This is a genomic window from Caballeronia sordidicola (genome assembly GCF_000729995.1).
GTDB classification, from domain to species: domain Bacteria; phylum Pseudomonadota; class Gammaproteobacteria; order Burkholderiales; family Burkholderiaceae; genus Caballeronia; species Caballeronia sordidicola_A.
In genome coordinates this window covers 17,885-40,743 of sequence record NZ_JNFG01000037.1, presented here as the reverse complement: position 1 = coordinate 40,743, position 22,859 = coordinate 17,885, and the positions used below count along the sequence as shown (strand labels likewise).

Annotated in this window: 17 protein-coding genes; 1 reads left to right on the top strand and 16 read right to left on the bottom strand. The window is 60.6% G+C overall.

The genetic code is table 11. The features are described 5' to 3' along the window. Positions 1–132: 132 nt before the first annotated feature. The 11 genes from FH08_RS0128595 to FH08_RS0128545 form a co-directional block, all read right to left on the bottom strand. Entirely contained in the window at positions 133–735 is a 603-nt protein-coding gene (locus FH08_RS0128595; protein WP_235210525.1) for a PqiC family protein, read from the bottom strand. Further along, entirely contained in the window at positions 732–2,336 is a 1,605-nt protein-coding gene (locus tag FH08_RS0128590; protein ID WP_031361632.1) for an intermembrane transport protein PqiB, read from the bottom strand. Before FH08_RS0128590 ends, FH08_RS0128595 begins: the two co-directional genes overlap by 4 nt. Further along, positions 2,329–3,603, bottom strand: a complete 1,275-nt coding sequence (locus tag FH08_RS0128585) for a paraquat-inducible protein A (protein WP_031361631.1) — start codon at positions 3,601–3,603, stop codon at positions 2,329–2,331. The genes FH08_RS0128590 and FH08_RS0128585 overlap by 8 nt, the downstream gene beginning before the upstream one ends. Beyond that, positions 3,600–5,072, bottom strand: a complete 1,473-nt coding sequence (locus FH08_RS0128580) for an efflux transporter outer membrane subunit (RefSeq protein WP_035567326.1) — start codon at positions 5,070–5,072, stop codon at positions 3,600–3,602. The genes FH08_RS0128585 and FH08_RS0128580 overlap by 4 nt, the downstream gene beginning before the upstream one ends. 1 nt (position 5,073) lies before the next feature. After that, complete coding sequence (locus tag FH08_RS0128575; protein ID WP_031361629.1) at positions 5,074–8,283, bottom strand: efflux RND transporter permease subunit; 3,210 nt, start codon at positions 8,281–8,283, stop codon at positions 5,074–5,076. A gap of 12 nt (positions 8,284–8,295) precedes the next feature. Further along, positions 8,296–9,531, bottom strand: coding sequence for an efflux RND transporter periplasmic adaptor subunit (locus tag FH08_RS0128570; protein WP_235210528.1), 1,236 nt, complete (start codon positions 9,529–9,531; stop codon positions 8,296–8,298). A 93-nt stretch (positions 9,532–9,624) separates the two neighbouring features. Beyond that, complete coding sequence (locus FH08_RS0128565) at positions 9,625–10,056, bottom strand: hypothetical protein (protein WP_031361627.1); 432 nt, start codon at positions 10,054–10,056, stop codon at positions 9,625–9,627. A 32-nt stretch (positions 10,057–10,088) separates the two neighbouring features. Then, complete coding sequence (locus FH08_RS0128560) at positions 10,089–10,565, bottom strand: YMGG-like glycine zipper-containing protein (protein ID WP_031361626.1); 477 nt, start codon at positions 10,563–10,565, stop codon at positions 10,089–10,091. A 209-nt stretch (positions 10,566–10,774) separates the two neighbouring features. Next, complete coding sequence (locus FH08_RS0128555; RefSeq protein WP_031361625.1) at positions 10,775–11,161, bottom strand: response regulator; 387 nt, start codon at positions 11,159–11,161, stop codon at positions 10,775–10,777. Between the two features lie 140 nt (positions 11,162–11,301). Then, positions 11,302–11,961 (bottom strand): response regulator transcription factor, encoded by a 660-nt coding sequence (locus FH08_RS0128550; protein ID WP_035567336.1) that lies wholly within the window; start codon positions 11,959–11,961, stop codon positions 11,302–11,304. Next, complete coding sequence (locus tag FH08_RS0128545) at positions 11,958–13,124, bottom strand: PAS domain-containing sensor histidine kinase (RefSeq protein WP_235210524.1); 1,167 nt, start codon at positions 13,122–13,124, stop codon at positions 11,958–11,960. Before FH08_RS0128545 ends, FH08_RS0128550 begins: the two co-directional genes overlap by 4 nt. 1,697 nt (positions 13,125–14,821) lie before the next feature. Between FH08_RS0128545 and FH08_RS0128535 the strand changes: the two genes are divergently transcribed. Further along, a complete protein-coding gene (locus FH08_RS0128535) occupies positions 14,822–16,117 on the top strand; it encodes a TAXI family TRAP transporter solute-binding subunit (RefSeq protein WP_031361622.1) in 1,296 nt (431 codons plus the stop codon). A 134-nt stretch (positions 16,118–16,251) separates the two neighbouring features. Here FH08_RS0128535 and FH08_RS0128530 read toward each other — a convergent pair whose 3' ends face one another. From FH08_RS0128530 to FH08_RS0128510, 5 genes are all read right to left on the bottom strand, one after another. Further along, positions 16,252–17,418: a 2-aminoethylphosphonate--pyruvate transaminase gene (locus FH08_RS0128530; RefSeq protein ID WP_031361621.1), complete on the bottom strand. Its 1,167-nt coding sequence runs from the start codon at positions 17,416–17,418 to the stop codon at positions 16,252–16,254. Positions 17,419–17,706: 288 nt separating this feature from the next. Continuing rightward, on the bottom strand, positions 17,707–19,134 hold the full coding sequence (locus FH08_RS0128525) for an MFS transporter (protein ID WP_051888609.1): 1,428 nt from the start codon (positions 19,132–19,134) through the stop codon (positions 17,707–17,709). A 34-nt stretch (positions 19,135–19,168) separates the two neighbouring features. Continuing rightward, entirely contained in the window at positions 19,169–20,398 is a 1,230-nt protein-coding gene (locus tag FH08_RS0128520; protein WP_031361619.1) for an NAD(P)/FAD-dependent oxidoreductase, read from the bottom strand. Continuing rightward, a complete protein-coding gene (locus tag FH08_RS0128515) occupies positions 20,391–21,356 on the bottom strand; it encodes a VOC family protein (RefSeq protein ID WP_031361618.1) in 966 nt (321 codons plus the stop codon). The genes FH08_RS0128520 and FH08_RS0128515 overlap by 8 nt, the downstream gene beginning before the upstream one ends. 11 nt (positions 21,357–21,367) lie before the next feature. Continuing rightward, complete coding sequence (locus tag FH08_RS0128510; protein ID WP_031361617.1) at positions 21,368–22,858, bottom strand: aldehyde dehydrogenase; 1,491 nt, start codon at positions 22,856–22,858, stop codon at positions 21,368–21,370. Between the last annotated feature and the right edge of the window lies 1 nt (position 22,859).

The following is a 22,859-nucleotide window of genomic DNA, read 5'->3' as shown; positions in this document are numbered from 1 at the left end:
TTGGCGTTGTCTACGAGCAAGCCGCCGTCGACAAAATAAGCTATCCGGGCGCGGCTAACGCGCCGCCGGGTTGGCTCGCAAGTCCGCGCTGCCCTGCAACGTACATTGTCAGACCGGGCCCCAATCCCTTCGTCACGGCCCGCGTATCGAACGGATCGCGGCGGCAATGGCATTGCTAACCTTCGCCAGCGCCCTGCTGTGCGCCGCCACGAGCGCGTCGTTGCCCTGCGCGCCTGTTGGTTCACTCACCACCGTGCGTCCGCTCACCGGCTTGCCCTGCTTCGGCGGCTTCACCGACCACAGTATCGAGACCGATGCCGCCTCGGGAGCCGACTCGAAGCTCTCCACAGCAACCGACACGACGTACGTCGGCGCCGTGTCGATGTCTTGCGGATAGGCGGACACAAGCGCACTGGGGAATTGCACCCCAAGGTCTGCAGCGATCACCCGCCGGACCTGAGTCTTGAGCGGCTCCGCCCACCGGGAGAACTCGTCGAGCGTGATCCGGTTGACGTCCGCCCGCCGCACGAACTGCGGGCGATCGACTATCTCCGGTACCGTGACCGCACCCATCACGATGACCCACGTTGGAATGGGGAACCCCGACCCGTCTCCGGTCGGCTCCTGCGGATGCTCGGCGCTCAGCGTATAGAAGCTCGCCTGGGGCGAACTCGCGCAGCCGCCGGCCATTGCCGCCGCAAGCACTACGGTTGCTATCAAGAGAGTACGCGTCACTTCTGGTCCTCCGTCTTGCCGCGAAGCAGCGCTTCAGGATGGCGTTCGAGATAGTCGGCGAGCGCGCGGAACGACGCCGCCGTACGCGACAATTCACGCATGGTGTCGGCGGTGCTTTGCGCCAACGCCGAGTCAGGTCGCAACGTGCTGTTGGCCGAGACAAGCGCGTCGTGCGCAGCGGCCAGCGTTGCACGTGCCTCCGGTGCGACCTGCGTGTTCAGTGTTTTGAGCAGACCGTCTGCCTCGGACAGGGTCTGATGCAAGTCGTTGCCGATGCTTTCGAACGGAATCTTGTTCAGCTTCGCGACGAGACTGGTAATCGAGTCCTGCAGCCCTTGCAGGTTGCCCGGAACGGTCGGCAATTCAGGCGGACTCCTGCTCCAGTCCACCGTGGCCTTCGCCGCCGCCGGGAAGAAATCCACCGCGACGAAGAGCTGGCCGGTGAGGAGGCTCGCCGTTTTCAACTGAGCCCGGAATCCATGGTCGACAAGATATTCGGTGAACGCCTTCCGGTCGGGTTCAACGCGCCCTCCGTTCGCGCCGGACTGAAAGCGTGACGTGAAGCGCTCGGGGTAAATTCTCACCTCAACAGGAATACTGAATTCTTTCTTAACCGGGTCGTAACGTGTATAGATCGCCGCCACTTCGCCGACCACGATGCCCCGGAAATCGATCGGCGCACCGACCGTCAGCCCGCGTACCGACTCCTTGAAATTCAGCACATAGGTGTCCACGATGTTGTCATGCCGCTTCATCGCCTCCCCGCGGTCGTTGAAAAGCGCGAACTGGTGCTGAGCGCCGGCTTCGGTCTTATCGGCCACCTCATCCGGCGGGTCCTGGAATGCGAGGCCGCCGATCAAAATCGACACCAGCGACTCGGTGTTGATCTTCACACCGGCCGTTTCCAGCGTCACGTCGACGCCGCTCGCGTGCCAGAAACGGGTGTTGTTCGACACGTATTTGTCGTAGGGTGCGTTCACGAAAACATGCAGTGTCATGCCGGCGCCGTCGGGATCGAGCGCGTAGGACGTGACCTGTCCAACCTGCAACCGCCGGAAGAACACGGGCGAGCCAATATCAAGCGAACCCATGTTCTCGCTCTTGAGCACGAACTCCCGCCCGGGTACGCCGGCTGCAAACACAGGCGGCGACTCCAGCCCGACAAAATCGCGGCGGCTATCGCTCTTCGTGCCGATGTCCATGCCAATGAACGAGCCTGACAGCAGCGTGCCAATACCCGACACCGTGCCACCCGATATGCGCGGGCGCACGACCCAGAAGCGGGTATCGTCGACCAGCATGTTCGTGGCGTCGCGGTTCACGTCGGCGCTGGCTATGACGCGTTTGTGATCAGGCGACAAGACAACCTTCTTGATCACGCCGATATCCACGTTCTTGAATTTTATCTTGGTCTTGCCCGCTTCCAGGCCTTCGCCGCTGTCAAAGCTGATGGTGATGGTCGGACCTTTCTCGAGGATCGACTGCACCGCGAGCCAGCCGCCGATCAATATCGCCACCAGCGGCACCAGCCAGACAAGCTGCACACGCCAGCGCGAGCGGGGAGCAGCGACCGCTTCGGGGAAATCGGGCGGCCTACTCATGCTCAGGCTCCATGGCGTCCCAGATGAGACGCGGGTCGAACGACATCGCGGCGAACATGGTCAGCACGACCACCGCGCCGAACGCGATAGCGCCCGGTCCCGCCTTGATCGTCGCGAGCGCGTTGAACTGCACGAGAGCGACCAGGATGGTGATGACGTAGATATCGAGCATCGACCAGCGGCCGACCAGTTCCACCAGCCGATAGATGCGCGTGCGTCTTTCGGGTAGCCAGCGCCAGCGGAGTTGCGCCGTCAGGACGAGAAAAATGAGCGCGATGATCTTGAGCATGGGCACGGCAATGCTCGCGATGAAAACAATGATCGCGAGCGGCCACGAGCCCGACGTCCACAGATAGGCCACGCCGCTCATGATCGTGTCCGTTTGCGCGCCGAACAGCGAACTCGTGTCCATCACGGGCAGCAGGTTGGCGGGAATGTAGAGGATCACTGCGGCACTGACGAACGCCCAGGTGCGTGCAAGGCTGCCGGGCTTCCTGAAATGCAGACCTGCGCCGCAGCGCGGGCAGCGTCCTTCATGAACATGCGCCGCCGGCTTCGACAACAGGCCGCAATCGTGGCAGACAAACAGGCCCGCACGTGCGGCCGTCGGAGTCGAGGGGCTGATCTTCCCCTCTTCGGCGGAACCCGTAAACTGGACGCTTCGGGCGTGGTCGATGCGCGCCCAGATATCGTGAGGATCGAACGTCGACGCGGCGGCGGCAAGCAGCAGCATCACCGCGCCGAACGCCCACAACGCAATACCCGGGACCACGCTTGCGATATGCGCGAGCTTGACGAGCGCGACCAGCATCCCGAGGATCAGCACTTCGATCATGCCCCACGGCGTCACGCGATGCAGCACGCGCAACACGATATCGGGCCGGCGCGGAATGTGTCCTGAGCGCAGTGGCAAAAGCACATACGTCACCGCCGCCATGTCTAACAGCGGCATCAGCAACGTCGTGACGAAAACGAGGCCGGCGAGCGGCCAGACGCCATCGTTGTAGAGCACGCGAGCCGCCCCGAACATCGTGGTCTCGACGAGCGTGCCGTTCACCGAGAGCCCGACGACCGGGAAGGAATTGGCCACTGCGAACAACACGATTGCCGCGAGCGTGAACGCGAGTGCCTGGTCTACGCTTGCGGGCGAGCTTCGATACAGCGTCGCACCGCAGCGCCGGCAGCGCGCGGTTGCACCGCCAGTCAGCACCGTCTCGCGCTGCAGCAGGTCGCATTCGTGACACGCGATCAGGCGTGCGGCATTCATGGCGCGGCCTTACCGGCTTGCGTCGCGGCCGATGCCGGGTTCGCCATGGCCGTGGTCCCGTCGTAGGTCGTCGCGGTCATGCGCTCGGCGTCGGTGACCCAGCCACCGCCCATGGCCTGGTAGAGGCTGACGGTCGACGTGAACACCGCGCCTTGTGTCTGCGTGTAGCTCAGTTGAGCGTTGAAGAGACTGCGTTCGGCATCGAGTACTTCGATGTAGCTCGTATAGCCCCCTTCGAAGCGCAGCCGCGCGAGGCGTGCATAGGTGCGTAACGCATCGACCTGATTGCCCTGGACCACGAGCTGCTCACGTGTTTTCTGCAGCGACACGAGCGCGTCGGCGACTTGCTGGAACGCGACCTGGATGGCCTTCTGATATTGAAACAGCGCTTGTTGCTGCTGCGCTTCGGCTTGCTTTACCTGACCGCTGATACTGCCTGCCGTAAAGATCGGCAGCGTCACCGCGCCGGCGTAGGACCATACGCGCGCCGGTCCGGTGAAGAGCGAAGAGAACTGTCCGCTCACTGAACCGAACAAACCGGTCAGCGAGATCGAAGGGAAATAAAGCGCGCGCGCGGCGCCGATCAGTGCGTTCGCGGCAATCAGGTCCTGTTCCGCCTGGCGTAGGTCCGGACGGCGTTCAAGCAATTCAGACGGCAGCCCGGCTGGAACAGCGGGCAGCGCAAGATCGTCCAGCTCGCGGTCGCGCACAATGACCTGCGGGTTGTGTCCAAGCAAGATTGACAGCGCGTCTTCCTGTTGCGCGATCTGCAACTCGATCTGCGGAATGGCCGCGAGCGAGGCCTGGTATTCCGACTGGCTTTGCGCCAGTTCCATTTGCGACACTTCGCCGCCCGAAAAGCGCAATTGAAATACATTGACGGACGCCGCACGGCTTGCGACCGTTGACTTCGCAATATCGAGCTGCCGATCGAGCGACAGCAGGTTCACATACGACGACGCCACCGAGGCCACCAGCGTCAGGATCGTTGCGCGCCGGCCTTCTTCGCTCGCGAGCAGGTTCGCACGGGCCGCTTCCGTCTGCCTGCGCAGCTTGCCGAAGAAGTCGATCTCCCAGGACGCAGAGAGTGTCGCCTGGTACTGGTCCAGGACCGGGCCGGCGCCCGGCAACTGCGTGCCAAGCGGCACACGCTCCCGTTGCGCGTTGAACCCGGCCGCCACCTGCGGGAACAATTGCGAGCGCGTGGTCACGAACTGCCCGAGAAATTGATCGACGCGGGCTGCAGCGGTCTTCACGTCCTTGTTGTCGGCGAGCGCGGTGGCGATCAGCTCGTTCAACGCCGGATCCTGAAACTGTTCCCACCACGCTGTGTCGACCAGTTCTTTTGCATCCGACTCGGTGAAGCGGAATGCAGGCGGTGTATCGACGTCTGGCCGCTTATAGTCAGGTCCGAGCAAACAGCCGCTGAGCGCGAGCAGGACAACCAGCGAGAGAGCGGAGGCACGCATGTCAGTCGTCCTCGCGTTGTGCAGACGGCGTAGTGGTCGGCGCGCCTGCGCCATGGTCCGGCGGGCTCGCCGTCGGGCCGGGGGTCTTCTTTTCGCTACTCCTCTCCGACATCGTTTCGAGCACGTAGAAAAACATCGGAATGAAGAACACCGCGATCACCGTGGCGCCAAGCATCCCGCCAATGACGCCGGTGCCTATCGAATGCCGGCTGTTCGCCGACGCGCCGGTGGCGATGGCAAGCGGCACGCAACCGAGGATGAATGCAAGGGACGTCATCACGATCGGGCGCAGCCGCTCAGTCGCCGCCGTGACCGCGGCGTCGTAGACGGACTCCCCGGACTCGCGGTTCAGCACTGCAAATTCGAAGATCAGGATCGCGTTCTTGGCGGCCAGTGCGACCAGCATCGTCAAGCCGATCTGGAAGTAGACGTCGTTTTCGAGGCCTCGAAGCAGGATGGCGAGCAACGCGCCAAAGAGTGCGAACGGCACCGCCATCAACACGCCCACCGGCAAGCTCCACTTCTCGTATTGCGCAGCGAGAATCAGGAACACCATGATCAGGCCAAACACGAACACGAGCCCGGAGGTGCCGCCGGCCTGCTTTGCTTCGTAAGCTTCGCCGCTCCACCCGACGTCGTAGCCCGCCGGCATCACTTCATGCGCCACCTCGTCAAGCGCGGAGAGCACCTGTCCCGAGCTATACCCTGCCGCCGGGTTCGCCGTAATCTTGACTGCAGGAAAATTGTTGAAGCGCGTCACGAGATCCGGACCGGTGGCAAACTGGGTGGTCACCACCGCTTTGAGCGGGACCATGCTGCCGGTCCTGGCACGCACATAAATCTGGTCGAGATCCTGAGGCTTGAGCCGATACGACGGCTCCGCTTGCAGGATCACCTGCCACAGCCGGCTCGACCGGTTGAACTGCGATACGTACAACGAACCAAACATGGTCTGCATCGCGCTATACACTTCTTCGATAGGAACCCCCAGCGTTTCCGCCCTGTCACGATCCACGTTGACCAGCAGTTGCTGAGACGACGCATTGAACGTCGACGTGACGCGAGAGAGTTCGGGCCGCTGTTTCGCCTTCGCAATGAAGTCATCGACCACACCCGCAAGTTGAGGGATGGTTGCGTCCCCCTTGCTCTGAATCCACATTTCGGTGCCCCCGGTCGTTCCAAGTCCCGGAATCGACGGCGGGTTGACTGGCAGGATGATCCCCTCTTTCACCGCAGAGAGATTTTGAAACGCACCGATCAGGACGGCGCGTGCGTTCTGGGTCTTGATGTTGGCCCACTTGTACCGCTCGTCGAAACTCTTCAAGCCGATAAAAAACGTCGACGCGTTGTTCTTGCTTTGACTGTCGAGCAGACTGTACCCGTCGACCACCGTGACGCTGCTCACGGCCTCCTGCTTCATGAAATAATCGGTGACGTGCTGCGACACCGCCCCCGTGCGGTCAAGACTCGCCGCGTCCGGCATGATCACCGCGCCGAGCAGGTAGCCCTGGTCCTCCGGCGGGAGAAACGAAGTCGGGATCGACCGCATCATGATGACTGCAAGCACGATCATCCCGGCGAACAGCAACAAGGCCACCACGAAACGCTTGATGGCCAGCCTGACCATGCGCGTATAGCCGGCGGTCATCCGCCCGAACGCGTTATCGAACCATCTGAAAAAGCCCTTCTTTTCATGGTGTCCCGGTTTCAGCAGCAACGCTGCAAGCGCCGGCGACAGCGTCAGCGCGACGACACCCGAGAGCACCACGGAGATTGCAATCGTGATGGCAAACTGCTTGTACAGTTGCCCCGTAATACCGCCGAGAAACGCCACCGGCACAAACACCGCGCACAACACGAGCACGATCGCCACTACAGGGCCGGAGACTTCGTCCATCGCCCGCTTGGCAGCTTCCTTTGGACTCAGCTTGTGGACGTTCATGTTGCGTTCGACGTTTTCGACCACGACAATCGCATCGTCCACCACAATCCCGATGGCCAGCACCATGCCGAACAGCGTGAGCATGTTGATTGAAAAGCCCAGGGCAAGCATGCCCATGAAGGTTCCAAGAATCGACACCGGCACGGCGATCACCGGAATCAAGGTGGCACGGAAGCTTTGCAGGAATGCGTAGACCACGATCACGACCAGCACCAGCGCTTCGAAGAACGTGTAAACGACATCGGAGATCGACGCCCGCGTGAACTCAGTCGTATCCATCGCGATGCGGTAATCCATGCCCTCAGGAAAGGACTTTTTCATCTGCTCGAGTGTTGCCCGCACCTGCTTGGACACGTCGAGCGCATTCGCACCCGGTTGCTGGTATACCGCGATGATCGTCGCCGGCTTGCCCTGAAACTTGCTGCGGATCGAGTAGTCTTTTTGACCGAGCTGGGCCCGGCCGACGTCCCTCAGACGCACGATCGCAGCGTCACTGCTCGCCGCGCGAATGATGATGTTCTCGAACTCGGCCGGATCGCTCAGCCGGCCGGTAGTCGTCACTGCAAATGATTGCTCGACCGGGGTGCCGGTTGGCGACTGGCCAATGCTGCCGACCGCGAACTGCTGGTTCTGGTTGGCCACGGCCTTCTGCACGTCGTTCGCTGTAACACCGAGTTGCGCCATGCGATCGGGTTTGAGCCAGATGCGCATTGCATAGTCAGGTGTGCCGAAGATACTCGACTGGTTGGCCCCGGGCACGCGCTTGAGCGCATCGAGCACATAGATGTTCGCGTAGTTGGCAATGTAGGTCGGATCGTAGCGGTCAGTCGGCGAATAGATGGCGATGACCATCATGAACGCCGAGGACTTCTTCTGCACCTGGATACCCTGCGCTTGCACCGACTGGGGCAATTGCGGCAGCGCCAGATTCACCCGGTTCTGCACATCGACCTGTGCAAGCTCGGGGTTGGTGCCAATCTGGAAAAAGACATTGAGCGTGAAGTTGCCCGTCGATGAACTCGACGAGTTCATGTAGATCATGTTGTCCGCGCCGTTGACCTGTTGCTCGATAGGCGCAGCTACATTGTTGGCGACCACGTCGGCGGTCGCGCCGGGGTAACCGGCGGAGATGGTGATCTGGGGCGGGGTGATGTCAGGGTACTGCGCGATTGGCAGATTGAACATGGCCAACGCACCGCCTAGCGTGATGACGATCGAAATGACCGATGCAAAAATCGGCCGATCGATGCAGAAGCGGGAAATGTTCATTTCGGCCGCCGGTCAGTTCGTCGCGGTGTGATCGGGCTGACGCTGCGCCAGTGCCTGTGGGTCGCCCTGCGGCTCATTGTCATTGGCGGCGCTCGGCGTTGGAGGCGGTGCCTGGGAAATCTTCAAGGGCGTGTCGGCGACCACACGAATGGCGCCATCTACAACTATTCGTTCGCCTGCCTTCAGGCCGTCGGTGATGAACCAGTCGTCGCCGTGCCATGAGCCGGTTTCAACTACGCGTTGATGGCCTTTGGAGTCGTTATCGACCACCCACACGAAATGGCTCTTCGATCCCTGCAGCACCGCGCGCTGCGGAATCAGGATCGCGTCGGGACGCACTGCCCCCGATACCCGTGCGCGCACGAATTGCCCAGGGAGCAATCTGCCTTGAGGGTTTGCAAATGAAGCCCGCACGAGAAAGGTGCCCGTTTGCGTGCTGAACGCGGGATTGGCGAAATTGATGCGGCCGCGGGATGGAAACACCGTGCCGTCCGCAAGGATGACGGTGACCTCAAAGTCGTCGTGCGCGGGAAACCGCAATTGGTTTTTCCCGATCTGGTCGCGATAGGCCAGTAGCTCATTCTCGGAAATGCTGAAGTTCACCCACATCGGATCAAGCTGGTATACGGTGGTAAGCAAGCCTGTTGCGGCCGCTGTTACGTAGCTGCCATCCTGCTGCCGGGCGAAACTCGACAAGCCCGTAAGCGGGGACTTGATCGTCGTGTAACTCAGGTTGAGCTCGGAAGTCTGGACCTGGCCTTTCGCGGCGATTACAGCGGCCTCAGCCTCCTTTTCGCTGCCGATCGCGTCGTCACGTTCCTTCTGGCTCAACGCGTTCTGTGCGACGAGCGGAACCACGCGGGCAAGATTGGCTTTCGCAACCGTCAGCCGGGCCTGCTGCTGCGCGAGCTGGCCCTTGGCCGACTGGAGCACCGCTTCGAACGGCTTGGGGTCCATCAGGAAGAGCGTCTGGCCGGCATGCACCCGTTGCCCTTCTGTATAGACCCGTTTGTCCAGGAAACCGTCGACGCGCGCGCGAATCTCGACCTCGCGCGAACTTTGCGTCTGGGCGGTAAATTCGAAGTCGACCGGCGTATCGCGCGCGGCGACTGTCATGACCGTTACATCAATCGCCTGACGCGGGAGCTCAGCCGCAGGCTTGCTGCAAGCGGCGAGCACCGCCAGCACGGCGCCGGCAAACAGACGGTGCAACCAGGAGCAGGCGCATGCGCACCGGTGATCACCCATCTTGATCCGTGAAGCTGACGTCACCATGTGAGTCTCCCATTGGGAACTCGGACTCGTGGAACACACCATGAGCAAGACCGGACGCGCAGCCGGCTACGGCGGTGTGCAATAACCAAACACCGTGTATGTGTCGTCACGATTAACCAGCGTCATTGACAGCGTGCCGTCGCTCTTGTCGATGACAACGGTCCACGCATAGCCGAGCTCCGTGCCCTGCATCAGGATCTGATCCGCGCTGTTATCGAAAAATCGGATCTGGGTCGTGCGTATAGGTCCCGCGATCGTCTTTGCAGCGAAATCGATACGCATGAAACGCGGCACGCCAATGTCGTCCGGCAACCCGCGAAGACAGGTTTCGCCCGGGTCGCAAGCGTGCGCGTCCACCGTCGCGCAGATCAGCCGCTTGCTGCCGTCGAAGTCCGCGCCGAATGCCGCTGTCGCCGAGCAGAGCAACGCCGCTGACGCGCCTGCCAATACGCTTGTCAACACGCTCGCCAACGCTGTTCGCCTTAGTCTGGTCATCATGCTTGCCTCTCCGCTGGCTGCGCTCGTCGACTCTACTGAACGGTGTATCCCCGGCCCGTCATGCATGCGGCCACCGCCCGGCTGAAAGTCGCCATCTGCTGCGAGGCCTGTTGATTGTTCGCTTGTTGCTGACCGGCAGCCGCCTCGTTCCTTCGGCGCTGACGAAGCCCTCCTGCAGCCGTGCCGACCACCGCCCCGATTGCCGCACCCTTGCCTGCGTCGCCTCCGATTGCGCCTCCCATCGCACCCAGCGCAGCGCCGCCGGCCGCTCCCCTGAGCATGCCGCCTTGATGCGGTGGCGCCGCCGGCTGGTTCGCTCCCTGCTGCGCTATCACGACCGGATCAACGCCTGTTGTCTGCTTCGCCCATAACTGGCAATCAGCGGTGTCGGAGTTTTGCTTCTGCGCACTCTGCCCTCTGGCCGGATAGATGATGGGCTGCTGCGCGGCGACGGCGAACGTCAGCGCCCATAGCACCAGACCAACTGATACTTGCTGCATTCGTCGCATGGCTCGGCACCCTTTTATCAAATGAGCAACTCAACCGGTTCACTGCTTTTCGCCGCATGAAGCGTGCTTCATTGGAAATGGCTCACGAAGTAACGCCGGCGTCCGCCCTGGGGCTTAATTAGGATTCCGTTTTAATAATGCAACCCATGTTCCTCTAAAACAATTGGACCTTGGTCCAATACCTTCGTTACAGGCGGGAGTGTCGACCCTCAGGGCCCAGGAGCCGGATCGATCGCGGAACGCACAGCCTGGATAAGAATTTCGTCGTTGAATGGCTTGCGAAGGTAACCTGCGGCGCCCACCGCCAGGGCTTGTTCGCGAACGCCCGCGTCATCATGTGCCGTGATGAAAATGATCGGAATACCGCTGCCCGCCAGTCGCTGCTGGACCTCCAGCCCGTTCAGGCCAGGCATCTGTACGTCAAGCACGATGCAGGCTGGACGGTATGACGGTATCGAATCGAACATGTCCAGAAAGTCGTTGCCCGTCTTGAACGTGTCCGCTGCGAAGCCGGTAGAACGTAATAGCCGCTTGATGGCTCGGCTCACCGATTCATCGTCATCCACCACTGCGACGAACGGCTTGACTTGGCTCATGGCGAATATCCCTAATACAGGCACCTCAGTACCAGACATGGTTCGACGCTGAAACAAGACTATGACAATCTGAAGGATCCGGATATGGGACCTTGGTCCAATATCGGCAGGGGAACATGCGCGGTGCCTGGCGACACCAGTCATTCAGCGCGCGGCTGACTGTCCCGGTGCAAGACGGGTGCAGGACGGGTGCAGACTTTATCGATGACTCGCACCAGGTCGACAAGCGAGTGAGCTTCCATCTTTTCCATCACGCGGGCCCGGTGGACTTTGATAGTTTTTTCGGCGATGCCCAGTTCACACGCGGATTGCTTGTTAGGCCGGCCTTCAACGAGCAGTGCCAACACTTCCCGCTCCCTCGGCGTCAGCCGCGCCATCCGGCCGTGAATACCGTCCAGCTCGATGCGGCTCGAAAGGGCTTGCGAAGAGACTCGCAGCGCGTTCGCTATGGCGGGCAGGAGGTCAGAGTCGTTCACGGGTTTGGCCAGGAAATCTGTTGCACCCGCCTTCATCGCTCTGACTGTCATCGCAATATCACCGTCGCCGGTAATGAAGATGATGGGCAATGGTCTCTTCGTGGAGTTCAATTCGTTCTGCAAGTCGAGACCATTGATATCAGGCAGTCCGACATCCAGTACCAGGCAAGCGCAGCCCTGAATGTCAGGACAACACTCGAGGAACTCATGTGCGGAACCGAAAGCCTCGACGCAGTATCCCGCGGAGCGGATCAGGCGCGTCAACGCCCGGCATACCGCGGGGTCGTCGTCCACCACGAATACAGTGGATGTCGTCTCGCTCATGGCTGCCTCCGACGAGTACCTCGCCATGCGCTGGATTCCGTGGGTAACGTGGGTAGCGTGAAATAAAAAGTGGCGCCGCGATCCTCGTTGTTTTGCGCCCAGATGGATCCTCCGTGCATCTCGACGATCGACCGGCTAATTGAAAGTCCAAGGCCAAGTCCGTCTCGCTTGGAGGTGAAGAACGGCAGGAACAGTTTGTCGAACTTGTTGCCGGGTAGACCCGTACCGGTGTCCCGTACCGCCACACGTATGTCGCCCGCTTCAAGGGTGACCGCAATGGCGACCTCACGATCGAGCGCCGGGCAGGATTCCAATGCGTCGAATGCGTTCAGCAATAAATTCAGCACGACTTGTTGCAATTGAACCTTGTCCCCGTGCACGGGCGGCAACTCGGGGGTAACCGTCACACGCATGCGGATTCCACGCACGATAGCATCGCTATGCACGAGCAAGGTCACATCCCTGATTACGCTCGCAACACTCAGAGGCGCGGCCTCGATGTCACCTTTTTTGACGAGGGCTCGAATCTTCCTGATCACTTCGCTTGCGCGGTGGGTGTCGTCGACCAGGTCATGCAAGATCTCTCGCACCTCCGCCAAGTCGACTGGCTCAGTCGCCAAAAAGCGTTGCGCCGCCTGTGCGTTACTCAATATGGCGGTGAGCGGCTGATTCAACTCGTGGGCGAGCGATCCGGCAAGCTCTCCAAGGGTGGAGACACGGGTCAAATGGGCAAGCTGTTGGCGATTGCGCAGCAACTCGTATCGCTCCGTGCGATCGATCACAATGGTGAGCGTACAGGTCTCGATTTCCCACGAAACGGGATTTAATAAGACTTCCGCCGGAAACTCCTGGCCATCCCTGCGCCTCCCCACCAGGTCCCGGCGCCTGTCCGACTCCCTCTCGCCAAGCGCTGAATCGAGGCAGGCGGAATCCGCGCCACCGGCGTTGAGTTGCAAACCAGGAACCAGGTCGCCGGCTGTCACGCCAGTCAACTCTCCCCGGGGATAACCAAAGAGTTTCTCCGCTGCCGCGCTGGCAAAGAGAATTTTTCCCTGCGGATCAGCAATCAGGGTGGCTAGCGGCAATAGATCAAGCGTGGCGCCGAATCGTTCATCGTGCCGCAGTTTCAGCGCGCCATCCCATGATCCACCGACGGCGTCCACGCGCAATTTGACGTGACACGGTTGCGACTCGTTATCTAAGGACGTTCGACGAAAGCGCCCCCTGGACAGCATCGCCAGATGCGTGTGGACGGCGCGGCGAGCGGATAGTCTTGGCGGACGGAAACCAGCACTGCTGCGAATGCTTGTCTGGTCCTGAAGGACTTCTGCCGTCCGCTCCCTACCCGGAGCTTCTTCAGACGCTGCGAAGGCGTAGTTGTTATACCTCTGCGTTGATGAATCGGCGTCGACAGGGGACCCGACCGTTGGCCCCAACGTTTGCAAACGTCTGAGTTGAATGAAAATAAGCAGTACGATTAATACGGCTGCTGCAGCAGCAGAGAACATAGTCATGACGCCGTGCTCCCTCAGAAGTTCGAGCAGGCATGCTGGAACCCAGGCGCGCCGGATTTCGAACGATCCGGGTTCGCGAGGGCCTTTGTCTGAGCATGCACTTGCCGAACAAGCATCGTGCGACATCGCAGCGAGAGCACCGTAGATTCCTGTTCTACGGGATCCTCGAGCGGGTTTTTATTTATCTTTTGCGACAAGTTTGCTGGAAATCACCAGGCGACAAGCGCCTGATACCTGCAACGGCGCGTTAATAAACCTTTTACGATCCGCAAATCTAATGATCCGGAGACGCCGGCCTAATGCCGACGGGTAACGAATTCTCAACAAAAGCTTAGACGCTGTGTTTGTTTCCGTAAAGAAATTCCTTGCATATACCCAACGGCCGGCATTATCCGTTTCGACAGACAAATTAAACACATAGCTAATGTTGCCTGTATCAGACCAAGGGTTAATTGCCTGGACGTGAGTGCGGCCTAGCTTCAAACAGGGAGGCGCCCCCAGTGGATCGGGCGCTTGCAAACGCTTCATGCGGGCCAAGTCGGCAACGGGCTGATGATCGTTGCATTATTTGAAACGAATTGGCGGTTTGATCCGCGGTTTTGCATGCGTATCGTTATTCGAATTCAATTGACGCTAAAAGCCGCTAAATAGGGCTATGCCCATAACCGCCGTTCAGCAAAGGCCGGCGCTCTGGCACTGGCGCTGACGTCAGTAGCATCAGGCTTCCCGGTCCGCGCGATCCCAAACGATCCCGGTGGCCGCGCGAGCGGGATCAGAACCGTACTCGCCTCGTCCTCTATCAACTGCAAATCGACGACTGGCGGCAACTCAGGCGAGTAAGCGGCCGCATCGCGATCTCATTGACGCCGAGAGGTGGCAGCCGCAAGCAGGCGTGCTCACGTTGAAAATGGACACCTGTCCCGCCATGGGGTTCGCTCAGCACCCTCCCCATGACAAATAGCGGAGGAACTCACACGAGCAGGTATCTCCCTTGATTGGCAATCCTACCAATACTGCAGGCCGGCGAAACCACCTCAGCACAATGTCCGGTCCTGGACGCGGTCGCCGGCAAGGTCATGCAGAAGTACCAGGGCTCGTGTTGCGAGCAGTTATGGCAGATTTTGAAAACGATAGAATGGCTCGACAAGGGGCTAGCTTTAATGCGAAATCTGGACAAGGTGCTCAAACGGCCGCATCATCCGAGTTTTTCCGCTGCTGGAGGGGCGAAATCCGGATGCTCCGGGCATAACCGCGTACTCCGGGCCCTGCCCGCGCGTGAGACCTGACGAAAAGGCCAAGCAATGCCCAGGCACAACCCAGCGCTTCATCGTAGTCAGAAAGCCCCCATGACCCCGGGGCGGAAGCGGTTTCTCGTCATTGGCGCAATCCTCCTGATCGCGGCTTTGGGCTGGGCATTGGCAGCCGTACTGAAGCCCGCCATCCAGCGCACAATCGTCATGACGACCGGCGCGGACAATGGGATCTATCGCGGCTTTGCGGATCGGTATGCCCCCCTCCTGAAACGCGACGGCATTACGCTTGATATCCGCAGTTCTTCGGGCTCGGTCGAAAACTACAAGCGCTTGCAGGATCCTGACAGCGAATACGAAGTGGGCTTTATCCAGTCAGGCACCACCCGCCCGAAAGAGACCGATGACCTGCAGACGATCGCGGCCGTTTCATATGAACCTATCTGGGTGTTTTATCGTGGCGATACGATCGTCAACCGGCTCGCAGAGCTACGTGGCAAAAGGATTGCCATCGGCGTTCCCGGCAGCGGCTTGCTGAACGTTGCCCAGGTATTGCTCTCGTATAGCGGCGTCACCGGCGACAACACCACGCTGCTGGAAATGGACGCAGCCAAGGCGTATCAAGACCTCGAAAATGGCACACTGGATGCGGCTTTTTTTATCGGCAGGCCCGATGCCTCCATGCAGCAGACGTTACTGAACAGCAATCTGAAGCTGATGAGTTTCGCCCAGGCCGATGCCCTGGTGCAAAAATTCCCGTCGCTCTCCAAGATCATTTTTCCACGTGCGTCGACCAGCATCGTCAATGATCTTCCGCAGACCGATGTCACTCTGCTCGCCGCAACGGCTTTGCTTGTATCCAAGGACACCCTACACCCTGCTCTCGCTTACCTGCTGCTGGAGGCCGCCAAAACCGTGCACGGCGGCGAGGATTACTTCACGCCACGTGGCGAATTTCCCAACCTGAACACCGATGAATTTCCCATCTCCGATGAAAGCACGCGCTACTTCAAATCCGGCCGTCCCTTCCTGCAGCGATACCTTCCGTTCTGGCTGGCCAGCTTTATCGAAAGGCGCCTGCTGATCCTGCTGCCCTTCATGGCCTTGCTGATAGGTTTGCTGCAGGCTTTGCCGCGCATGGCGCAGACGCGGATTAAAAACCGGCTCGTGGTCTGGTATCGGGAGATTAAATCGCTGGAAGACGAGATATGGAGAAGCCCGCAACCAACCGCGGACCAGATTGCGCAATGGCGCGAGGAAATCGAGAGCATCGATGCGAATGCCAGCCAGATCAGGATGCCTCAGCGTTACTTTCAGGACGTTTATGCCCTCAAGCAGGCGATCGGTGTGGTGCGGGAGCGCATTTCCCAGGCGGCTGCAAAGGTGCAATGACCAGTGGAATTTTGGTCCTCCGTCCGCCCGGCTGAATCCGAGGTAACCGCACGATCGAACTCAAATGCGCTTATGCCGAGCATCTCACCCGGCAAAGCGCATCAGCCTATCCTTTACGCTGCCAAGCCTCGTCTCTACGCAGTAGCCGCGGCCGTCAAGCTATTCACACCCATTTCATCCAGCACGTCGCGCACCGCGGCGATCAAACCGTGCATCTCCTTTTCGTAAAGCCGGCCGATGCAGCCGATACGAAACGATTCCGCGATCGTCAGCTTGCCGGGATAGATCACGTAACCGCGAGTTTTCAGGCCATCGTAGAAACGCTCGAAGACAAAGCCCGGATGGGTGGGCATCCGGAAGGTCACGATGATCGGCGCCTGCAAATCAGCCTTCAACAAGAGTTCAAAGCCGAGCGCCTTCATGCCGTCGACCAGCACGCGACAGTTGTTCCTATACCGCCCCCCTCGCCCACCCACGCCCCCTTCCGCATCGAATTCCTTGAGCGCTTGGTGAAACGCCACGATCACATGGGTAGGCGGCGTGAACCGGTACTGCCCGGTCTTTTCGAAATTCGCCCACTGGTCGAAGAGGTCGAGAACCAGCGTGGTGGCGTTGCCTTTGGTCGCGGCCAGGGCGTCACGCCGGCACACGACGAAGCCAAGCCCCGGCACGCCCTCGATGCACTTGTTCGACGAAGCCGACACCGCGTCTGCATGAATCGCGGGCGCATCGATAGGCAGTGCGCCGAAGGCGCTCATTGAATCGATGAGATAGCTCTTTTTGTACTTGGCCGCGAGCGCGCCGATCTCGGCGATCGGATTGAGAATGCCCGAGGTCGTCTCGCAATGGACCACGAAAATATGCGTGATCGAGGGCGTGCGCTTCAGTATTGTCTCGACCCTTTTCAGGTCCGGCGGCGCATCTTCGGCGGTTTCATGGGTGACGGTCTTGCGGCGGGCGATGTCGAGAATGCGTTTCGCGCGCTGACCATAAGCACCGTTGATGAGCAACAAGACCTTACCAGTCGGTGGCACGAAACTGGTCAGCATGGCTTCGACGGCAAAGGTGCCGGAACCTTGCATGGGCACTGTCACATAGTCGCCCTCGCCCTTGCCGTCCGCGATCTCGGCAAGTCGCGCGAGCACCGCCTTGTTGATCGCAACAAAACTCGCGTCGCGCGAGCCCCAGTCGTGCATCATCGATGCCTTGACGGACCGCGAGGTGGTCAACGGTCCAGGCGTCAGGAGAAAGGGATCGCCCGTTTCGGAAACGGCTGGTTTGACGACCGCGGCTTGATTCATGAGATGAGTGTCCAGTATCGATGCGTAGCGCGATGTGTAACGTTTATAGGCTGCACGAAGAGTCGATAGTGTGTGATTCGCAGGCTGCGAGGCGTTCACGTCTGCCAAGGTCTTCGGCGCATGACGACATTTTAACCGCCTGTCGTCTTTTTGCATGCCTTAGCCCCGCCGTGACCTGGAAGCACATCATCAATGGGTACAAATCGTACCGTTGGTCGTAAATGTGGATCGACTAAGGGAGCCGGCGTCAACAGTCCGGCTTAACGGACGACCCGCAGATTCACGGACTCATACTTCAAGTTGTTCCAGCACGCGCCCTTTCGTCTCCACGCCCAGGAAATGAACCGCTATCGCTGCCAGCATCGGCACGATGGCGAGCAGGTACAAAGCCGTGTCGAGATGACCGCCAACGAGCGTTTTGCCGACCATCGCGGGGGCGAAGATGGCCGCCAGCTTTAACCACGCGCCGGCTACACCGCAACCGAACGCTCGGATGCTGGTTGGATACAGTTCGGGCGTATACACGTACGCCGTGATGAATCCACACGACATGAAGCCGATCGCAAACGCGCAGCATGTCGCAACCACGTACACCGACTCGTTGTGAAACACAGCAGCCAGCACCAGTGAAACCGCGCACAACACGAATGACACATTGATGACCGGCTTGCGCCCCACCTTATCCACTATCAGCGCACAGATCACCGACCCCACCACACCAAGGAGCGACGCCGCCACGGCCAGATTCAACGCCAGTTGCAGCGGCGAGTGATAGACGGTCTTGTAGATCGTCGGCAGCCAGGTCGACAGGCCATACTGAATCACGCCGCAGGTCATCCACAGCAACGCGACCGCGATCGTACGCTTGATATAAGCAGCCCCGAAGACATCACGCGCACGACGCTTGGGGTGACGATGCGCCATTGCGTCAAACTCGGTCGTGGCGGACAGTGGCGGCAACGCACCCTTGACCGTGGCTTCGAACGCTTTCAGCGCGTGGTCGGCGTCGTGCATGCGGTCTTTCGATGCCAGCCAGCGCGGCGATTCCGGAACAATTCTGCGTAGCGCGAAGAACAGGAGCAATGGCACTCCGCCAATGATATACATCACCTCCCAGCCAAAACGCGGCACGATCCAGGCACCCAGTGCATTCGATGCCAGCAGCCCGATTGGGAACACGATTTCATAGAGCAACACGAAACGTCCCCGCCCGTGTGCCCGCGTGATCTCGTTGATATAGGTTGCCGCGACCGGCAATTCGCCACCCAGCCCCAGTCCTTGCGCAATCCGCAGCGCGACAAAAACGGCAAACGTCGGTGCGAATCCGCAGGCAATGCTCGTGACACCGATGATCCCGGAGCTCCAAGCAATCGAGCGCACCCGACCGAAACGTTCGGCCAGCGCCGGAAAGAGGAACGCACCAATCAACTGGCCGATTGAACCCGAAGCAATCAGGAATGCGATCTGTCCGGGCGTGAGACCCCATTTCTGGATCAGCAACGGCAGCGTGGTCGCGATGGTGATGACGTCGAAGCCATCGAAGAAAGTCGCCGCGCCAATCAGGAAGCGCGCACGCACCTGCATCGGGTTGGTCGGCAGACGCTCGATCCGCGCGATGATCGAACCGGCGGTAAGCGCCGCCGAGGCGCTCGCCCCGCCCTGCGCTGCAATCGTATTGCCTGAAGTACCTTCAAGCGTATTGCCAAACGTTCTCATGTCTGTACCTCGTCCTCGTATGGCGTCCATGGTGTTAAGCGAGCGCTTTGGCCGTATCGGCCAGGGTCGCGACGTCAATCGTCCGACCCTGGCTCATCCACTTGCGCGCGAGCTTCAGGTCGCGCGGCATGTTGATCGAAATCACGCCGCGAATGACGCCCGCTTCCAGAAAGAAAAGACTCGCGCGGCGTGCGTTCAGGTCGCCACGTATCACCGGTTCGATGCCGGCGGGAATGTCGCCGAGGATCTGCAGGTTCACGTCGTATTGATCGGACCAGAACCATGGAATTTCCGCGTAGGGCTCGCGTGTGCCCATCAGCGCGCGTGCCGTTGCTATCGCCTGGTTTTGCGCGTTAGCCCATGATTCGAGCCTGACGCGACGCTTGAGCCACGCGTTAGGGTGGTTCGAGACATCGCCGCAAGCGAAAATGAACGGGTCCGATGTCGCCCCGAATTCATCGACCACAATGCCGTCGTTCACATCGAGCCCCGCCTCTTGTGCGAGTGACGTGTGCGGCGTCAGGCCAATCCCGGCGACTGCGAAATCGGCATCGAGCGTGCTGCCGTCCGCGAACGTGGCGCGCACGCCTTGCTCGTGATCGTCCAGCGAGATAAGCGATGCGGCGAGCCTTACATCGACCCCATTTGAGCGATGCAAATCCAGCAGGAAATCGGACATCGTTTGGGGCAACGAGCGGCCACACAAGCGCGGTGCGCCTTCAATGACAGTTGCGTCCACGCCAAGCTTGCGCGCCGTCGCCGCCACCTCGAGGCCGATCCAGCCGCCGCCGATCACAAGCACGCGCGCACTCTTGCGCAGTCTCGCGCCGAGCGACACGGCGTCATCGAGCGTACGCAGATAGGCAATGTGCGATGTCTTCACCAGCGATTCGGGCAAGCGCCGCGCGGCACCGCCGGTCGCAATCACCAGCCGGTCATACCGCACCTCCCGGCCCTCGGATGTACGCACGAGCCGCGGTTCGCGATCGATTGCCACGGCGCAATCCGGCTGCCATGCTTCCACGTTCAGCGCCGCGAAGTCATCCGATGAAACCAGCCGAACCGTGTCGATATCGGCATCGCCGGAAAGCACCGCCTTCGAGAGCGGCGGGCGCTCGTACGGCAAGTGAATCTCGTCGGCGATCATCACAAGCCGCCCCGCGAAACCGTCCTTGCGCAGCGTCTTGACGATCCATCCCGCTGCCTGTCCGCCGCCGATCACCACGACCGTATGCGGTTCGCCCAATATCAGATCGTCAGCCATTTTTGCGCTCCGTCATGAACTTCCCCTCCGGCGCCTTCGCGTTCTTCTGCCGGCGCGTGTTGCCATCGAGACCGCCATCGACGGCCCATTCCGCGAACACCGTCGGACCGGGTTCGAAATCGCGCGGTTGCCAGTCGGGTGTGAGCACGTCTTCGTCGGCGTAGTACTCGATCAAGCCGCCCGCCGGATTCTGGAAGTACCAGAAGTACGCCGACGACACCGGATGCCTGCCGGGGCCAAGTTGCGTCGTCCAGCCGCAGCGGCTGACGTGCAGGCCGCCGCCGAAAACTTCATGGATATCGCGCACGGTGAACGCGACGTGATTCAGGCCGCGTTTGCCGTCGGGCAGTTGCAGCAGGAACAGGTCGTGATGACCGCCGTGCGGCGCACAACGCATGAACGCGCCACGCCCCGGATAGCGATCCGACGTCTCGAAGCCAAGCAGGTCGTGATAGAACTTTTCCTGTTCGGCCACGCAATTCGTGAAGAACACGACATGGCCCACTTCGATGGGTTCGGCGCGTTCATACACGGGACTTGGCGTATTGATGCGCAGATCCTGACCCCACACGTTCGAGGGCGATCCCTTGATATCGAGCGTGTGCTTGCGCGTGACTTCAACGCGAATCGCCATGCCGTTCGGGTCGATGCAACCTACCGCATCGCCGGTTTCGAAGTGACCCGGCTGACCGGCGAACTTCCCGCGCAAAGCGTCGAGTTCTGCGGCGGTCGCGACACCCCATGTCACTTCGCGCAACGTCGGACCCGGTTCGAAAGCGGGCGGGAGCGATGGATCGTTCGCATCGACGACCATGATCGTGCAGCCGTTCTGCGCTTCGAAACGCGCATGGGTTTCGTCGTGCGCGACTTCTTTCAGGCCCCAGTCGCTGAAGAAGGTCCTGCAGGTTGCGAGGTCGGTCACGCCGTAGGTAACCTGTTCAATGCCGAGAATAGTCATGACTCGTTTTCCTAGTTGGCCCACGGCAGCGGAGCGTCGTTCATGCCCCAGTAAAGGCTCTTCTGCTGCATGTATTCGCGAATGCCGAGATGGCCTTTTTCGCGTCCCATGCCGCTGTCCTTCCAGCCGCCGAATGGCGTCGAAATCGAAAATTGCTTGTACGTATTGATCCAGACGGTGCCGGTTTCCAGCGCGCGGCCCACTCGCCAGGCGCGCTTGTAGTCGTTTGTCCAGATGCCGGCGGCGAGCCCGAAGACGCTGTCGTTGGCTTCGCGCATGAGAGACTGTTCATCGTCGAAAGGCAGCACGACGAGGACCGGTCCGAAAATTTCTTCCTGGCAGATACGCGCCTCGTTGGTCAGGCCATCGAGGATCGTGGGCGAGTAGAAGAAACCTTGTTCGCGGTTATCGCCTTTGGGACGTTCACCGCCGCATAACAGCTTGCCGCCCTCTTGCAGTCCGAGCGCCACATAGCGCTCAACCGAGTCGCGATGCTGTCCGGTGATGAGCGGTCCCATCTGCGTGTCCTCGCGCGACGGGTCACCCACGCGCAGGCGTTTCGCGCCCTGCACCAGGCGCGCGACGAACGTGTCGTAGATCGAGCGCTGTACAAACAGGCGCGAACCCGCGATGCACGACTCGCCCGATGAGCTGAAGATGCCGTACAGCACGCCATTCACCGCGTGGTCGATATCAGCATCGGCGAAAACGATGGTCGGCGACTTGCCGCCCAGTTCCAGCGATACAGGCATCAGCTTGTCCGCTGCCAATCGCGCGATCCCGCGCCCCACTTCCGTACCGCCGGTGAACGAAATCTTTTTGACCAGCGGATGGCGTACCAGCGCGTCGCCGACAATCGACCCCTTGCCCGGCAGAACGCTCAGCACGCCCTTCGGCACGCCGGCCTCCTCGCATATACGCGCAAGCGCCAGCGAAGCCAGTGGCGTCACCTCGGCGGGCTTCAAAACGACTGCGTTGCCGGCGGCCAAGGCCGGTGCAAGTTTTTGCGCATCGGAAGCGATGGGTGAATTCCACGGCGTGATCGCCGCTACCACGCCGAGCGGTTCATGCACGCTCATCGTCATGAAGTCACCGCGCGAAGGCGTGAGTGACTCTTCAAGCGTCTCGACGCACGCAGCGAAGTAACGGAACGTGTTGGCCGCGCTCGTGACCAGCCCGCGCGTCTCGGTGATCGGCTTGCCGTTGTCGCGGCGTTGCAGTTGCGCGAGCGCTTCATGGCGTGCGGTAATCAGATCGGCAATCCGATGCAGCACGGCCGCGCGCTGATGCGGTTTCAACCCCGCCCAGTTCGACTTGCGCCACGCCGCATCGGCCGCTTCGACGGCCTCGCGGGCGTCGTCGGCATTGGCAGCACTGATCTCGGCGTTGATCGACTGGTCGGCCGGGTACAGGCTTGCATAAACCGCGCCGCGACCCGGGCGCCATTCGCCGCCGATCAGGATGTCGCTCGATACAAGAAGACTGGATTCGGGAGAGTTCATT

What these genes read in the sequence shown, in the direction of transcription:
- FH08_RS0128590 (WP_031361632.1), bottom strand. Translation starts at nt 2,336, where the DNA reads ATGAGTAGGCCGCCCGATTTCCCCGAAGCGGTCGCTGCTCCCCGCTCG.
- FH08_RS0128585 (WP_031361631.1), bottom strand. Translation starts at nt 3,603, where the DNA reads ATGAATGCCGCACGCCTGATCGCGTGTCACGAATGCGACCTGCTGCAG.
- FH08_RS0128580 (WP_035567326.1), bottom strand. Translation starts at nt 5,072, where the DNA reads ATGCGTGCCTCCGCTCTCTCGCTGGTTGTCCTGCTCGCGCTCAGCGGC.
- FH08_RS0128575 (WP_031361629.1), bottom strand. Translation starts at nt 8,283, where the DNA reads ATGAACATTTCCCGCTTCTGCATCGATCGGCCGATTTTTGCATCGGTC.
- FH08_RS0128570 (WP_235210528.1), bottom strand. Translation starts at nt 9,531, where the DNA reads ATGGGTGATCACCGGTGCGCATGCGCCTGCTCCTGGTTGCACCGTCTG.
- FH08_RS0128565 (WP_031361627.1), bottom strand. Translation starts at nt 10,056, where the DNA reads ATGATGACCAGACTAAGGCGAACAGCGTTGGCGAGCGTGTTGACAAGC.
- FH08_RS0128560 (WP_031361626.1), bottom strand. Translation starts at nt 10,565, where the DNA reads ATGCGACGAATGCAGCAAGTATCAGTTGGTCTGGTGCTATGGGCGCTG.
- FH08_RS0128555 (WP_031361625.1), bottom strand. Translation starts at nt 11,161, where the DNA reads ATGAGCCAAGTCAAGCCGTTCGTCGCAGTGGTGGATGACGATGAATCG.
- FH08_RS0128550 (WP_035567336.1), bottom strand. Translation starts at nt 11,961, where the DNA reads ATGAGCGAGACGACATCCACTGTATTCGTGGTGGACGACGACCCCGCG.
- FH08_RS0128535 (WP_031361622.1), top strand. Translation starts at nt 14,822, where the DNA reads ATGACCCCGGGGCGGAAGCGGTTTCTCGTCATTGGCGCAATCCTCCTG.
- FH08_RS0128530 (WP_031361621.1), bottom strand. Translation starts at nt 17,418, where the DNA reads ATGAATCAAGCCGCGGTCGTCAAACCAGCCGTTTCCGAAACGGGCGAT.
- FH08_RS0128525 (WP_051888609.1), bottom strand. Translation starts at nt 19,134, where the DNA reads ATGAGAACGTTTGGCAATACGCTTGAAGGTACTTCAGGCAATACGATT.
- FH08_RS0128520 (WP_031361619.1), bottom strand. Translation starts at nt 20,398, where the DNA reads ATGGCTGACGATCTGATATTGGGCGAACCGCATACGGTCGTGGTGATC.
- FH08_RS0128515 (WP_031361618.1), bottom strand. Translation starts at nt 21,356, where the DNA reads ATGACTATTCTCGGCATTGAACAGGTTACCTACGGCGTGACCGACCTC.
- FH08_RS0128510 (WP_031361617.1), bottom strand. Translation starts at nt 22,858, where the DNA reads ATGAACTCTCCCGAATCCAGTCTTCTTGTATCGAGCGACATCCTGATC.